The organism is Robertmurraya siralis (genome assembly GCF_005502275.1).
GTDB lineage: Bacteria > Bacillota > Bacilli > Bacillales > Cytobacillaceae > Robertmurraya > Robertmurraya siralis.
In genome coordinates, this window is the sequence record NZ_SWLZ01000034.1 from 1 (window position 1) to 15,619 (window position 15,619).

12 protein-coding genes and 1 pseudogene are annotated in these 15,619 nt (G+C 39.0%); 4 read left to right on the top strand and 9 right to left on the bottom strand.

Annotation, left to right across the window (positions count from 1 at the left end):
- Nucleotides 1–241 precede the first annotated feature (241 nt).
- The 6 genes from FCJ93_RS23070 to FCJ93_RS23095 form a co-directional block, all read right to left on the bottom strand.
- Nucleotides 242–1,846 carry a DUF4179 domain-containing protein gene (locus FCJ93_RS23070; protein ID WP_095311703.1) on the bottom strand — a complete coding sequence of 535 codons (1,605 nt, stop codon included), beginning with the start codon at nt 1,844–1,846 and terminating at the stop codon, nt 242–244.
- A complete protein-coding gene (locus FCJ93_RS23075) occupies nt 1,824–2,390 on the bottom strand; it encodes an RNA polymerase sigma factor (RefSeq protein WP_095311596.1) in 567 nt (188 codons plus the stop codon). Before FCJ93_RS23075 ends, FCJ93_RS23070 begins: the two co-directional genes overlap by 23 nt.
- A 160-nt stretch (nt 2,391–2,550) precedes the next feature.
- Nucleotides 2,551–3,105, bottom strand: a complete 555-nt coding sequence (locus FCJ93_RS23080) for a delta-aminolevulinic acid dehydratase (RefSeq protein WP_095311594.1) — start codon at nt 3,103–3,105, stop codon at nt 2,551–2,553.
- A gap of 360 nt (nt 3,106–3,465) precedes the next feature.
- Nucleotides 3,466–3,621, bottom strand: a complete 156-nt coding sequence (locus tag FCJ93_RS23085; protein ID WP_137744795.1) for a DUF1540 domain-containing protein — start codon at nt 3,619–3,621, stop codon at nt 3,466–3,468.
- A gap of 77 nt (nt 3,622–3,698) precedes the next feature.
- Entirely contained in the window at nt 3,699–4,259 is a 561-nt protein-coding gene (locus FCJ93_RS23090) for a hypothetical protein (protein WP_095311590.1), read from the bottom strand.
- A gap of 390 nt (nt 4,260–4,649) precedes the next feature.
- Complete coding sequence (locus tag FCJ93_RS23095; protein ID WP_137744796.1) at nt 4,650–7,742, bottom strand: efflux RND transporter permease subunit; 3,093 nt, start codon at nt 7,740–7,742, stop codon at nt 4,650–4,652.
- A gap of 98 nt (nt 7,743–7,840) precedes the next feature.
- Here FCJ93_RS23095 and FCJ93_RS23100 point away from each other — a divergent pair, with 98 nt between their 5' ends.
- Both FCJ93_RS23100 and FCJ93_RS23105 read left to right on the top strand, forming a co-directional pair.
- Nucleotides 7,841–8,677 carry a TetR/AcrR family transcriptional regulator gene (locus FCJ93_RS23100; RefSeq protein ID WP_137744797.1) on the top strand — a complete coding sequence of 279 codons (837 nt, stop codon included), beginning with the start codon at nt 7,841–7,843 and terminating at the stop codon, nt 8,675–8,677.
- Nucleotides 8,678–9,095: 418 nt separating this feature from the next.
- A pseudogene (locus tag FCJ93_RS23105) lies at nt 9,096–9,507 on the top strand (NUDIX domain-containing protein).
- 197 nt (nt 9,508–9,704) lie between these two features.
- Here the strand turns inward: FCJ93_RS23105 and FCJ93_RS23110 are convergent.
- A complete protein-coding gene (locus tag FCJ93_RS23110; protein ID WP_137744798.1) occupies nt 9,705–10,688 on the bottom strand; it encodes an ABC transporter substrate-binding protein in 984 nt (327 codons plus the stop codon).
- Nucleotides 10,689–10,840: 152 nt separating this feature from the next.
- Between FCJ93_RS23110 and FCJ93_RS23115 the strand changes: the two genes are divergently transcribed.
- Together FCJ93_RS23115 and FCJ93_RS23120 are read left to right on the top strand one after the other, a co-directional pair.
- A complete protein-coding gene (locus tag FCJ93_RS23115; RefSeq protein ID WP_095311581.1) occupies nt 10,841–11,866 on the top strand; it encodes a FecCD family ABC transporter permease in 1,026 nt (341 codons plus the stop codon).
- Nucleotides 11,866–12,891 carry a FecCD family ABC transporter permease gene (locus tag FCJ93_RS23120; RefSeq protein ID WP_095311579.1) on the top strand — a complete coding sequence of 342 codons (1,026 nt, stop codon included), beginning with the start codon at nt 11,866–11,868 and terminating at the stop codon, nt 12,889–12,891. Before FCJ93_RS23115 ends, FCJ93_RS23120 begins: the two co-directional genes overlap by 1 nt.
- 52 nt (nt 12,892–12,943) lie before the next feature.
- On the opposite strand, the gene FCJ93_RS23125 is transcribed toward FCJ93_RS23120, so the two are convergent.
- Entirely contained in the window at nt 12,944–13,696 is a 753-nt protein-coding gene (locus FCJ93_RS23125; protein ID WP_170211393.1) for a lysozyme inhibitor LprI family protein, read from the bottom strand.
- A 22-nt stretch (nt 13,697–13,718) separates the two neighbouring features.
- The gene (gene asnB, locus FCJ93_RS23130) at nt 13,719–15,596 is read right to left on the bottom strand and encodes an asparagine synthase (glutamine-hydrolyzing) (RefSeq protein ID WP_095311575.1); all 1,878 of its coding nucleotides are present in this window, start codon (nt 15,594–15,596) and stop codon (nt 13,719–13,721) included.
- Between the last annotated feature and the right edge of the window lie 23 nt (nt 15,597–15,619).

A 15,619-nucleotide genomic window follows, 5' to 3' on the forward strand; every position in this document is an offset into this window, starting at 1 on the left:
CATAAACGGATTCAAACAAAACTAAAAACGAGCCCTGTTAATTATCGATTAAAATCAGCTTAATGACTGTTTTTATAAATGTCTACTTGACAGGTGCATGTTCATACAAATATATCGGTCATAACAGGCCATAAATCGGTCTAGGATTGATGTTCATCAACTACTATGGTATCCCCAAAGTTTTATACTTTCTTATTTTTGAAAAAGGAGCTTGAGTAAATCAGGCTCCTTCTTGTTGCACCTAGTATAGCGGCACCTTCCATTTTTCATCCAGCTTATGAAAACGTGTCACAGAAATCAAATGGAGAGTAAACTCCTCCGGGACTTCCTCTAGATTATAGATAGTGAGTTCAACCGTTGTTTTGTATCTGCCGTTTTCATCCTTTTCATCGCTAACCCCACCACTACCATAAGTTTGATAGACTTTACCGTTTTGATCGACCAGCACCCATTGTCCAAATTCGGTAGCAGTGGCTTCTCTCCCACCCTCCATTTCAATTTTCAACTTCTTTTCCTTTTTAAACGGGATTATTAATTTCTGTAATGAATATTCATTCTCCATCTTCACTTTTTTGAGTACCATATAATTGCCTTCATACTCAAATGAAATTGGGTTTTGTTTTTGCTCCATCGGCTTGACTGTAATCGAAAAGTCAGCAGGAACTGTTTTTATCACACCATCCAGAACAAAAGTCATTTCTTGATCGCTTTTTTTCGGGACAAAGTATTCATTCCAAGCGACGGATCCAAATTGAGACAAGCTTTCCCCTATTCCTTGTATTAAACCGACACTATTAGGATGTCCTTGACCATCTAGAAATGAGTTCTGATAGTAGACTGGATTTTCTTTTTGATCCTCAAGGTGATATTGAATGGCCGTTCCAAAATTCGTAAACGTATGAGCGATATCTTTCCCAAATCGACTCTCAAGCTTCTGAACTTCCGTTTCTATACGATTCCTTTCATCATCTGTAAAAGCCGTTTCATACACAATTTCATTAGTAGATGGAGCCAAACGAACCTCCTTCAATTTCAACTCAACGCCGTCACTGCTTGTTGCGAAGTCATGGAGCGCTAACTTTTCCGTAAACTTGAGACTTTCCCTTAAGTCAATCGGGATTTCTAATTCCCAATTTCCTTTAATCCCACTCAAATCAGTGATTTGAAGCTTTAATGTGAACTGTTCCAGGTCCGTATTCCGTAAGGAAAAGTCCATAATTCCATAATCATCTTCAGAATAGCCCCAGCTGACATTTTGAACCTCAAGGCGTTTTCCGTTTTGATCTAGCCCATAAATTTCATACTCTGTAAAGTCAGGATCATGAAATTTTCCATCTTCGTTCAATACTTGGTAAGATAATGCAATCCGGGAAGCATCCGCCACAACGTCTTCCACTTTAAAAGTCAACCCCTGATCCGTTACCTCAGCATTAACTCTTTTCGCAAAGCCAGCATCAGAAGCCATTCTTAAACCTTCATCAACCTGTTCAGTTGAAAATAACCCCCCTACCCATTCCGCAAAGCTAGGGTGCAATTTGGTTGTAACTCCAAAAGCTAAAAAAATGGTAGCAGCAGCGATTAAACCGCGCTTCCACAACCTTCCTCGCTTTTGTTTTTGCCCTTGTTCATACGGCTCAAGCTGACCCAAAACCAGCGCTTCAAAATTATCTGGTAAAGTTGGATTCTTTAATGTCTCTTGTAAAAATAATGATTCTTGTTCAAGTGCCTCCACGACTGTAGCGCAGTCCTTACACTTTTCTACATGAACCTCTATCTCTTTCATTTCCTCTTCTTCAAGCAGGTTATCAACATACTGGGATAACTTATCTATTACTGGACAGTTCATCGAAATAACCTCCTTCTTGTTTCACCGTTTCTCTCATTTTTTTCTTAGCACGAAACAGTTTATTTCTCACCGTAGAAAGGGGGATATCAAGCAATTCACTAATCTCTTGATAGCTTAGCTCATTCACATACCTAAGCAGAATAATCATCCTTTCATCTTCTGGTAAAGTCCCCACTAAACGCTCCAATTGTCTATTTTTTTCTTTTTGAAGATAGACGATCTCCGGATGATTCCCGTTCACTACATCTTCTTCCTTCACCTCGGAAGACTTCATTTGATGGCTCTTTTTTCGAAATTCATCCATGCAATGGTTGATCGCAATGCGATACAACCAGCTTGAAAACGATCCTTTTTCTTCATATTTATCTAAGCGGTGATATACCTTTATAAACACTTCCTGAACTAAATCCTGCGCGTCCGCTGGATTTTTTGTCATTCTCAAAACAGTGGCATATAATGGGTTTTTATATTTACGAATAAGATGAGCATATGCTTTTTTATTTCCTGCAAGAACTTCCTTAATCCAATTCAAATCCTCTTCCATTTTGACCTCCTTACTAAAAACCATGGTTTATAGTCATATGTTATAACGAGTGATGCTCGAAAAAAATTTCGCATTAATAAAACTTTCCTTTTGGTTTTAATAGGAAACGACAAAAAGAACAGAGATGCAAATCAAGTCTCTGTTCCTTTTATTTCTCGACTTATTTACCCTTAATTTCACTAGAGTACCATTCATACAAACACGTTTCCTGATCTGTTGATTTCGCTAGCTCATATGCTTCCTTTTCACTTCTTTGATTAGACAATAGTTCGTAAAAAAAGCGAATAATAAAATAAAATGTAGCATCTCCGTCGATATAATCCTTCGGACCTATGTATGCTCTACAACCAATTTTTAGAAATGCATTTGCCAATTCAGGATCTCCTAATGTACAACCATTCCCGATAACCAATTGATTATTTAGTCTGCCATATTCAAGAATTTCCGTCGCACCAAAATTCTTTCTTGGTTCATTATCCTCATAAACCATTTCTCCAAGCTCCGGCATCACTAATTCGCCTTCAACTCCATGAAAAGAAAGAATCATATAGTCACTTTCGTTCTCAGATATTATATTAATCAGGTCGTTTGGACGTCCAATCCAATATGTTAATACACGCACATTAAAGGCCTCTAAACCGGCACGTATCGCCTGTGCTTCAAGAGCACTATCAGGACCGACAACTAGTGTAACATCTATACTTGGAATACTCATAAAAAACTCCCCCTAATATAATCACTAGTTAAATTTTAACATTAAATTTGTTGTTCTTCATTCTCCCCAGTATTTCTCACTTTTGGCATATTATTAATGAATAAAACAAACCTTTTCGCTTTACTATAGAGAAGAACGGGAAACGAAAAACATTACCAAAGAAAGGCGCCTTCGAATCTGCAAAGATGGAAGCTCTCGGTTCTCCTCGAATATTCTCGTAATAGGCTGCTCAGACATTGTTCATTGTAAAAATCCGAATACCGATTTACTGGGGCTTAAGTAAATACTCATAAGAATAGTGAGCCACAACTTTTCACGAACCAAAATGAGTGAGGGCAACCAAATTGGTTACCCTCTGTTTTAAACCTCAAGCTCGAATGTTTTACAGTCGGTTTCCTCACTTGTAGAAGCTTTGTTCCCTTTATGGCTTACTACATAGATGGCATCTGCATGACATTTGTTCCCGTGACCCCAATACGTACAGTTGTTTACTTCACATAGAACATCTTTTGCCAAGATACTCACCCCCCTTTTCTTATCATTCACTGAAAAAAGGTGCTGATACTTCGTTTAGAAGTGTAAGTTTTTCTATTTTAAGACGATAATGACAAATGATCGTAATACTTCTTTTTACGGTAGAAGGATGCCAGTTTTCCTTGAAATTCTAATTGAAAATCTTTTATGTCTTCGAAGTCATGCGGCGCCACAAAAGATGGTGGCTTTCTTAACTGAACAATTCCGCTATTGCTTAAAGCAGTCGCGACAAATTCTGAACAAAAATAAGCATTTTTGCGGTGAAGTTCCTTTTTTAACATAAAAGCAAAAAGACCGATAAAGTTGTAACGGTAAAGATGTTCATGAACTTCTATTTCTTTAAGAAAGGTTTGGATTTGCTGGTATTGCCTTTCTGAAACTGTACAACTGTAAATAACACAATCCGCATCTCGAAGGGGTCCGATATTGATATTTTCTTTTACAAACCCACCAATAAAAGGGTTTTTTGGACGTTTCCTCCCAAAACTATAAACTTCCGTTAAATTTGGGTCGAGTGAAAGCGAAGCATGATTATAGGTCTTCTTTGTATAAAGCCGAATCACCCTTGTTAGAACAGTTCCAGTATCAGTTAAAAGAATATATATTTTTCTATCCTTCATTGCAAATTCCCCTTTTAAATTTCGGTCTCTGTACTACCATATTAAAGGGTACATAGCAAACTCTATAAGCGGCTTAAGCAATAGATTACTCTCAGACTTAAGACGGATAACGGATAAACAGCCATTAAGCTGCCAATGAATCCTAGTGAAAGGATAAAATGGCGCCAAATCACCTTGAAGTTACGTTCGATTTGAGCGAATAGTGCTTTGATTCGGACTTTCGCTCGAACCTTTGGCTGAATGGAACACCGATTACAGACTTTCCCACGATCAGCCAACTTTCACTCAGTCTAAATAAAACAAAAATCTCTGAAACAGGCTAAAAAGTATTCTTGATTGCAAAATCATAAAAAAACCGAAGGGGACAATCCCCTTCGGTTCATCAAATCATTAGTTTTCTTCTATTTCTTTACGGTTTTTCTTGAACATTTTTGATAAAATTTCATACACAATTGGAACGACGATTAATGTCAGTAACGTGGAACTTGTTAACCCACCGATAACTGTAATTGCCAGCCCTTTTGAGATAAGGCCTCCGCCGCCTGTTCCAAATGCTAACGGTATTAAAGCACCGATAGTTGCAATAGCCGTCATTAAGATTGGACGCAGACGAGTAGCACCCGCTTCGAGTATGGCTTCACGCATGGTCATACCATCACGTTCCATATGAATAATTCGGTCAACTAATACAATCGCATTGGTGACGACTATCCCAATTAACATTAACAGCCCCATCATGACGGATACAGAAATCGTTTCTCCAGCAATTAACAAGCCGACAAATGAACCGATAACCGCAAACGGTAGTGAGAATAGGATAGCAAATGGCGCTAATCCTTCACCAAAGGTAACGACAAGAATGAAGTAGACAATTGCAATCGCAGCAAGCATTGCAACACCAAGCTGTGTAAAGGTTTCCGTCATGTCAGCAGCTACACCAGCGACATCAACACGGACTCCTTTTGGCAAGTCTAACTCATCAATTGCTTTGTCAATTTCCGCTGTTGTTTTAGAAATATCCTTATCCAGGATTGTACCAGACACTGAAGCGTAGTATTCTCCTTTACTCCTTGCAAGTGTGTTAAGAGTTGTGCCTTCCTCAACCGTTACTAGTTCAGAAAGCGGCATCGTTGTTCCAAGCGCTGTTGGCACTTGCTGGTCTAGCATTTCTTTGATGGACTTAGGCTGCTGATCTTCTTGCTCGTGCTGAACAATAACCTCTAGCGTATTTCCATCCTTTTCAATCGTCGTTAACACTTCTTTTGTATGATCAGGGCTTAACATCATAACAATTTGTCCTGCTGTTAAACCATATTGAAGCAATTCATCTTGTTCCACTTTAAATGTATGCTCAACATAAGCATCTTCCGCAGTTGATGATACATCCTCAAGACCGCCATTTTCGTTCATGACGTCTTCAACCATTATCACCGCTTCATTTAAACGGTCTAAATTTTCACTATAGAAAGTGTAGCTGACTTCATTGGTTGACATATTCATGGATGCGAAATCTTGGCTCTTCCATTCTCCGCTATGGTCGATGTTGAACACATAATCTTCAATTTTTTCTCGAACGTCTGGGAAGTTATCCATATCCGGATCAAAGATGAGATACATTAAAGCACCGCCAGCTCCGCCACCCATCATCGCTGTCATCATATCTGCACTATCGCTATCTGTTACTGATACTTGTAAAATATCTATGTCTTCACGCTTTAATAGTTCTTGCTCCACCTCTTCAACATTGGCCAATGTTTCATCAAGAAGCTCACCGGTTTGTGGAGTGTACGTTAAATACATCACTTTCTCTTCTTCGCTTCCCATGAAGCTAAAGCCGATTAATGGAGTTAAGGCTAAGCTTCCTGCTAATAAAACAACCGCAATGATTGAAGTAATAATCTTGTGATTCAGCGATTTCTCGAGAACCTTTCTATACCATTTGGATAATTTGCCGGAATCTTTATGACTGCTTTCCGTTTTTTCTCCGTATAGCTTCTTCTTAAACAAGAAGTGAGAAAGGGCTGGAACAATTGTAATCGCAACAAGTAATGAAGCACCAAGTGCAAATGACATCGTTAAGGCAAATGGAACAAACAATTCACCGACCATGCCACCAACAAATACAAGTGGGGCAAAGACCGCTACCGTTACTAACGTTGACGATAAAATCGGTTTAAACATCTCTATCGTCGCTTCACGCACTAAAGCACGGCCTGTCAGTTTCTCCCCTTTTAAATGGAGTCGTCGATAAATATTTTCGACGACGACAATCGAGTCATCGATAACACGGCCGATTGCCACCGTAATTGCTCCAAGAGTCATTATGTTAAGCGTAATATCCATCCAGTTTAAAATCATTAATGCCATGAAAATCGAAACCGGAATCGACACGATGGAAATAATCGTTGATTTAAAATCTCGTAAGAATAAGAGAATAATTAAAACAGCAATTAAACCACCAAATAACGCCTTCTCTACCATCGTAATGACGGAGTCCTTAATTGGCTCCCCCTGATCAAGAGAAACATCGACAATGAGTCCATCAATATTTTTCATTTCCTCGTCTACTAGATCTTTTACAGCGTCTACAACATCAACAGTGTTCGCCTGTTGGCCTTTTATAATTTGAATTGCAATTGCATCTTCCCCATTTGTACGAGATACAGATTGTACTTTACCAACTAAGTCAATAGTGGCGATATCACTTAATTTTACAAAAGGAAGCTGCTGTGTCTCAGTAGGTGTAACAGGAATTAACATTTCCTTTAACTCGTCTTCTGTCATAAATTTTCCATCTACAGAGACAGCTTGTTCACCATCTTCGAACTCAAATAAACCTAACGAAACAGCCATGTCACTTGCCTGAATCATTTGTTTAACATCATCTTCTGTCAAGCCAAATTCAGCCATTTTCTCTTCATCATAGGTAAGCTCTACTTCTTCAATATGCTGACCAGTAATCGTAGCAGAAGCTACTCCATCAATCTTTTCAATTTTTGGAAGCAAAACATCTTCCACAGTGGAAGTCAATTCTACAATATCTTCTGTTTGACTGCTTACACTCAGAGCGACTACAGGCATCATATTCATGCTAATCGCTGTAATTGCTGGCTCTTGTGCACCCTCTGGTAATTCTACAGAATCCAGAGCAGACTGAAGGGCACGTTTTGCCTCATCCATATCAATGCCATAATCATACTCTACTTGAATATTTGACATGTTAGAATATGAATTGGAATAAACCGATTTTACATCCTCTAAATTCTCGATTGCCTTCTCCAAAGGGATTGACACATCTTCCATCACCTGTTCAGGAGTAGCACCAGGATACACATCCATAACCATTAAATATGGGATGGAGATATCCGGAATGGTTTCCATGTTCATTCGTGTTCCGGAATAAATCCCAGAAGCAGTTATTATAATCGTTAGCAACCAAACTGCTAGTTTATTTTTCAATACAAAGTTGACTAGATTTTTCACTGTTACACCTGCCCTAAATTGACTTATGAAACTCAATTACTTATAATAATGACTACTCGGTCATTTGTCAACGAATTAATCTAGGAGCGAATTAAAAAATGGCTAAAAAACAATTAATTATGGAGAAGGCGCTTGAACTCTTCGCCAAGCAAGGATTCGAAGCCACATCCGTTCAACAAATAACAGAATACTGCGGAATTTCCAAGGGAGCTTTCTATCTCGCCTACAAATCAAAGGATGAGTTAATACTCGCCTTACTTGACCATTTCATGGAACAGTATATCTCCGATATTGACTATACGGTCAAAAATACGGAAAATGAAAGCCTTTTATTTTCCTTTTATCATTCCGCATTTCAAACTGTTCAGGAGCACTCTAATTTTGCCAAGCTTATCATTAAAGAACAAGCGCAAACCTTTAACGGTGATCTGTTCAACAAAATGCAATATTATGACCAACTATTAGAACAACTGATCGTGACTTTAATAGAGCGGTTATTTGGCAACACCATCATCAAATATGATTTGGTCTCCACAATAAGAGGTTTTATGAATGTTTATACAGGCTTATTGCTATTTCACAATATTCCTTTCGATATTGATCATTTATCACGATCACTTTCAGAAAAAACAAAGGTGCTTGCTGAACATTGCACCATACCTTTTTTTACGGAAGAAATATCAATGTTTATTAAAAAGCATCGAATTAATAAAGAAATATCCAAAGGGGAAATCCTTGAAATTTTGGAGCAGAAAATAAAAGAACTGGAAGCATCCATCGAAAAAGAGTCCCTGCTATTATTGAGAGAAGAAATTATCAATCCAACGCATCACTCTGCCATTATTGCAGGTTTATTGGAAAATATCCGCAGTCATCCCCATTGTAAATGGGTTGCTTATTTATTAAGAAATTATTTTGGCTATGGAAAAAATTAGGTGGCACTTAATAATAAGGTAACACCTTTTTTATTAACGCATAATAAATTACATTGTTGACGGCACATCAGCCTTTATAGATGCTGTCTAAAAAGGCATAGCAATTGCACCGTTATAATAGCTAATTGATAAAATTGCAATTTTTACCTATATTGAGCAAGAGGCTTCACTGCCAACAGCGCATGGGATTGAAAGAGTCTTTTATTTTTTATACAATAATAGTAAAATAAAAATGAACTGGAAAATTGTAGCTAGGGTTCCGCTATTGTTACTAGGACAGTGTCCAAGGGCTACATCTTTTACAATATGTAAAAGGCACCTATTGACATAAAAGGTCCGAGGGGAAAGGTTCAGCGTATTTGTTATGCGCCGAATTCCTTCTCTTCAGACCTTTTTTTATTTCAAGGAGGTCTATATTATGAGAAGAATCGATGAGTTAAAAGCCGGTGTTGCCATTATTATCTTAAATAAGGAGAAGCAAATTCTGTTGCAAAAACGGGCCGATGTAGAACTTTGGGGCATTCCTTCAGGACATATAGAAATAGGTGAGACAGTGTCCGAGGCGGCTATTCGAGAAGTAAAAGAAGAAACCAATTTGGATATAAGTATAAAAAAGTTAATTGTTTGAATACCCAAATGGAAAAGTAATACACTTTATTACAACTTGCTTTCTGGCTGAAATTACAGGTGGAGAGCTTAAATGCAATTCAAACGAGTCGCTAGAAATTAAGTTTTTTGAACAGTCTGATCTACCGCAAGATTTATTAAAAATGCATCCCAGGTGGTTGGAAGATGCTTTATCCAATAAAGAACTAGCATTTATTCGTTAAAACAAACACGAGTTGAATGAAAAAGCCTCATTCAATCTGAAATTCAAAAAAGCTTGTGGTGGTGGTGACCCCACAAAGTTAGAGTTAAAAATCTAACCTCTGGGGTGCAGTACTACCTCAAGCTTTTTTGTTTACTTATAGCTTTGTGATTTTGAATTTTCCATAATTGCAAAACAGCTTTCGCTAAAAAAACTCCCTTACTTCACAATACTCTTTAAAATATTATCAATAATTTGTCCGTTTGCTATTGCTCCAGTATAGAGCCAGCTTTCATCCGGAGTGAATTCGAACACGTTGCCAGCCTTAACAGCAGGGATGTTTTTCCACAACGCCTCATTTAACGCTGAAGAACCGCTCGCTGAATCGCTGTTGATCAAGAATAAATATTCCGCATCAAGTTCGACTAATTTCTCTAATGAAATGGCATTCCAGTTGCTTTCTGCACTAGCTGATATTTCTTGAACAACCTTTGGTACCTGAAGACCTAAATCTTGATACATAACAGCACCGCTTGATAGGGAATCACTCACGACAAAGAAGCTGCCGCCAACGAGCCAAATCGCTGCTGCTGAAGGATTTCCAAGCTTATTTTCGATTTGTTCCTTCGCCCCTTTTGCTTTTGCATCATACTCTTCTAATACCTTTTTCGCTTCGTCCTCTTTGCCGAACACTTCACCTACACGAAGTAATTCATCGCGCCAGTCGTTATTTTCCTCAGTTCCGATCACATATGTCGGAGCTATTTTATTATATTGCTCGTATTTTCCACCTTCAACCATACTTGCTGAATCCATAATAAGTAAATCTGGAGAAAATTGCTGAACCGCCTCAAACGGTAAATCGTGTGGAATCGTTGGAACATCTTTTAGTTCTCCTTGCAAATACCCTTGAATGCTGGTACCATCTTTAACGCTCCATTGGGCAACCGGAATAATTCCTAACGCAACTAAATGGTCTTCAAGATATGTAGCAATCACCCGTTCAGGATTTGCTGGAACCGTTACTTCATTGCCCATTGCATCCGTCAACACACGTTCCGTTGAAGACTCTGCATCCGTCTCTAGCTCCGTTTGCTCATTTTCTTTTGGTTCGGATTGACTATTTTCTGTTTCTCCACAAGCAGTTAACGTCACAAGCAGCAATCCAGCTCCAAGTAGTTGCATCAATTTCTGTTTTATCATTGGAATCCTCCTAGGAATATGGTAAGATATACTCAAAAATACAGATTAACTGATAATGATTATCGGTTTCAATTAAAATACAAAATTACGATAATGTCAATATCCTATCACAAATAATTTTGTCTATTCTTTGAAGAAAGTAGTTACGAACCATGCCAAAAAATACTCAGAATGAACTGCATAGCAATTATCTTATTGGAACAATTATTTTAATCGGCGGTGGTGTTCTTCTTTTTTTCACCATGATTTCTTCCATCCATTTTGGAGCTGCCGATCTCAGTTTTAAATCGGTATGGGAAGCCATTTTTTCCTATGATGGGGACAAATCTTCCCATGTCATTGTCCGTGAATTAAGACTACCTCGTGCCCTTGCTGCTGTTACAGTTGGAGCCGCTCTTGCCGTTGCGGGAGCGATTATGCAAGGGATGACGAGAAATCCATTAGCTTCCCCTTCAATTATGGGAGTAACAGCCGGCTCATCTTTTTTAATTGCCATTGCTTTTGCCATATTTCCGGCTATTTCATATACGGGATTAATTTCTTTTTCATTTTTAGGAGCTGCTCTTGGAACGATATTAGTATTTGGCATCTCATCCTTATCTAAGGGTGGCATCACACCTGTTAAGCTTGCTCTTGCCGGATCAGCGATTACCTCGCTACTCAGTTCGCTCTCTACTGCGATTGGAATTCGCTTTAACGTATCAAAGGACATTAGCTATTGGTATGCTGGAGGCGTCTCTGCTGTTCAAATGGAGCAACTGATGTACGTGGCCCCTTTTGTACTTGCTGGCCTTATTCTCGCGATTATATTGTCCCGTTCCATTTCTATCCTTAGTCTCGGTGAGGACATTGCCAAAGGATTAGGTCAGAACACTGGGGTTGTTAAGTTTCTAGGAACGATCACCGTCCTTTTTTTAACGGGGGCGGCTGTCTCCGTTGCAGGAATGATTGGCTTTGTCGGACTTGTTATCCCACATATCGCCCGTTTTCTAGTCGGAGTGGATTATCGCTGGATTATCCCTTGCTCCGCCGTATTGGGTGGGCTATTATTGCTCGTTGCCGATATTGCAAGCCGATTGCTTAACGCTCCATTTGAAACACCGGTGGGAGCAGTCACAGCAATTATCGGCGTGCCTTTCTTCCTTTACCTTGCTCGTAAAGAAGGGAGGGAGCTGTAATGAATCATTCTTTATCAAAGGACAAGCGAAAATTTAAAATTTTAATGGCGACGACAAGCATCCTTATCGTGCTTATGTTCTTCCTTAGTATTAACGCTGGATTTATCTCGATTCCATTTAAAGAAGTGATCGATACGTTACTCGGAAAAGGAACAGAACACAATGAACTTACCATTTTCAGCTTTCGTTTACCACGCATCATTCTCGCCCTTTTAGTCGGGATGGGAATATCAATTTCAGGAGCTATCCTTCAAGGGATCTCGCAAAACCCTCTTGCTGATCCAGGGATTTTAGGAATTAATTCAGGAGCCGGCTTTGCTGTCGTCCTTTATATGTTTTTCTTTCAAGGCACGACCTTTCTGACGGGAGCATTATCGATCTTTATTATGCCCGCGGCTGCCCTGATTGGTGCTTTTGCAGCAGCGATTTTAATCTATGCAATTTCTTGGAAAAAAGGACGCGTCACTCCGGTTCGTCTACTCCTAGTTGGGATTGGGATTAATTCCGCCTTTAGTGCCGGGTTGATTGTATTTCAGATGAAGATGGAACCAATTGATTTTATGAAAGCGATCATTTGGCTTTCCGGGACAATTTGGGGAACGAACTGGACATTTGTGCTTGCATTGCTACCGTGGATTTTTATTCTTATTCCACTGACCATTTATAAATCAAGATATTTAGATGTATTACGCCTTAGCGACCCCATCGCAATTAGTGTTGGCGTCGATATTGAAAGGGAGCGGAGAATTCTCCTCTTTATTTCAGTTGCTCTTGCTGGAGCATGTGTTTCCGTCGGAGGAGGAATTACCTTTTTAGGATTAATTGCCCCGCATATTGCGAGGCGATTGATCGGAGCAAGACATGCAAAAATCCTCCCTGCTACCGCATTAATAGGAGGACTCCTCCTTCTAAGTGCAGACACATTAGGAAGAGTAATAATGGCACCAATGGAACTGCCTGTTGGACTCGTTGTTTCGATACTTGGCGCTCCATACTTCATTTACTTGCTAGTTAAAACTGTTTAAAGCAAAAAAAAGGTACGCTGCTCATTCATTTCCCTGCAGCGTACCTTCTCTTTTAGTCCATATATCCGTCCACTAACTCATAGCATCTTTTTTCTGTCAAGTTCGCTTGAGTACTGAGATATTGCAAGGACTGCATTGATCCACCTTCATATGGGAGCGACTCTTTAGTTGCTGTTTCGTCCCTATAGATAATCCATTTTCTTTGTTCCTCTCTAAGGCTGTTCATTTCTTTTTGCGGCAATGTTTTTTCAAGTTTACGATATATTTCATTTAATGCATCATCCCAGCTTTCAAATATTTCCCCTTGGGCTTTTGTCATATCGACCTGCGTACCCGTTTCAAGGATTTTACGTTGTGATGCTAAACTTTTCTCCACGTCCTCCAGCTTCTTTAAAAAAATGGCCTTCTCGCTCGCAGCACTTAAAGCTTCCTCTTCCACTATATTTTCCTGCTGCTCTTTTTGTAATTCCGCTTCTGCTGTTTCAATCAATTGGTCTAGTTGATTTTTCACATGATTCTCCAATCCCTCCTCCTGTAAAAGAACAAGGGCTGTCGATAACGCAGCTTCCCACCGGTGCTCTGCAATTGCTTCTTTCACTCCGTTTAAAGCAGCTAGCTGTTCATAATACCCTTTTGCTTCAGCGTCATCCGGCTTTTCTTCTAATGCTCTTTCAAAGGATGCGGTCGCTGTTTTCATATCTTCATTTTCCAAAGATATTTTGCCTTGTTTCATGGCTGTTTCATAATCACTATTTCCACAGGCGGCTAATATAAACAGACATGCCATCGCTACCAATTTCTTCATTACAAATTCCCCTTTTCTCTTCCTATGAATGTTGCAAAACCTTCTCTTTCGTTTCAAATGGAAGCTTTCCTTCCATATAAATTTCATGCCAAATCATAAAAACAATTACTGTCCACAATTTTCTGCTATTATCCTTTTTTCCCTTTTGATGCTCGGATAGAAGAAAAAGAATTAAATTCTTTTCAAATAAGTAATCGGTTCTACTTTCGATAATTAATTGATAAGCCCAATCAAACATTTCCTCTCGTAGCCAATGACGAATAGGAACTGGAAATCCAAGTTTTTTTCTATTCAAAACCAATGTCGGAATCAGCCCTTCCATCGCCTTTCTTAAACTATATTTCGTCTGACTATTAGTAACCGTAACCGTATGATCAAGCTGAGAAGCTACTGTAAAAACTTCCTTATCTAAAAAAGGCACTCGCAGTTCTAAGGAATGAGCCATCGTCATTCGATCCGCCTTTACGAGAATATCTCCCGGAAGCCATGTATGAAGGTCGATAAACTGCATCTTTTGTATATCGTGCAAATGGGGTACCTGTTGATACAATGCTTTTGTAACATTGTCATACTGCCAATCAGGATGATAGTTTTTTAGTAGTTCCTGTTTTTCTGCCTCCTGAAAAATTTTTGCGTTCCCGATATAACGCTTCTCAATGCTCGTTGCCCCCCGTTCAAGAAAACTTTTTCCTTTTACCCAATTTGGCAGTAAGCCCGCAAACGTTTTACATTCTTTTTTCAATAAAGATGGCATGTATCGGAAGTACTTCAAGGCATAAGGTTCGCGGTAAATGTTATAGCCGCCGAACAGTTCATCTGCTCCCTCACCGGAGAGCACGACTTTCACATGCTTGCTGGCCTCACGAGCAAGAAAATATAAAGGTACGAGGGCCGGATCGGCAACCGGATCGTCTAAATGCCAAATAATTCGTGGCAGTTCTTTTATAAACTCATCAGCACTGATCACATAGCTAATATTTTCAACACCTAATTCGTACGCTGTTTCTTGAGCCAAATCAATTTCACTAAAGCCCTCCCTTTCAAACCCAACTGTAAATGTTTTAATATTAGGATTTGTCTCCTTGGCCAAAGCAACGATGCTCGTCGAATCAATCCCACCTGAAAGAAATGCTCCAACAGGAACGTCACTTCGCATATGCATAGAAACAGAATCCTTTAAAACATCCTGAATTTTATTTGTCGTTTTTTGAAACGAATCGACTTTAGGACAAAAACTAGGTTTAAAAAACACCTCTATTTCCATAGGCTGTCCAGCTTTTTTCATGAAAAATCGACCTGGCTCTAACCGTTTAATCTCTTTAGCTAATGTGTGTGGCTCTGGTACATATTGATAAGTTAAATAATGATGCAATGATTGCAAATCTAAATCACTATCATGTTGCAATGCTATAAGAATACTCTTCTTTTCCGAGGCAAAATAAAAATCTTCTTCGTCTTCATAATAATAGAAAGGCTTAATGCCAAAATGATCTCTTGCCCCAAATAACTCCCTTTTCTCCTGATCCCAAATGACAAAACTAAACATTCCCCGCAGTTTATAGACAGCATTTTTGCCAAGATGACTGTATAAGGCTACAATCACTTCAGTATCCGATTCGGTTTGGAAAGTATAGCCAATGGCTATTAATTCATTTCTCAGCTCGATGTAATTGTATATTTCCCCATTAAACGTAATCCAAAAACGATTCGCAAATGCAAGAGGCTGATGGCCGCTCTCAATATCAATAATACTCAGGCGTCTAAAGCCAAGATGAACATCATCATCAAAATAATAGCCAGCGTCATCAGGTCCCCTATGAACGATAACAGATGACATTTCATGGGCAAGTTCATGAATCCCACAATTATTTTCTCCCATATATCCGATAAAACCGCACATATACTTCTCTCCATTCCCAACCA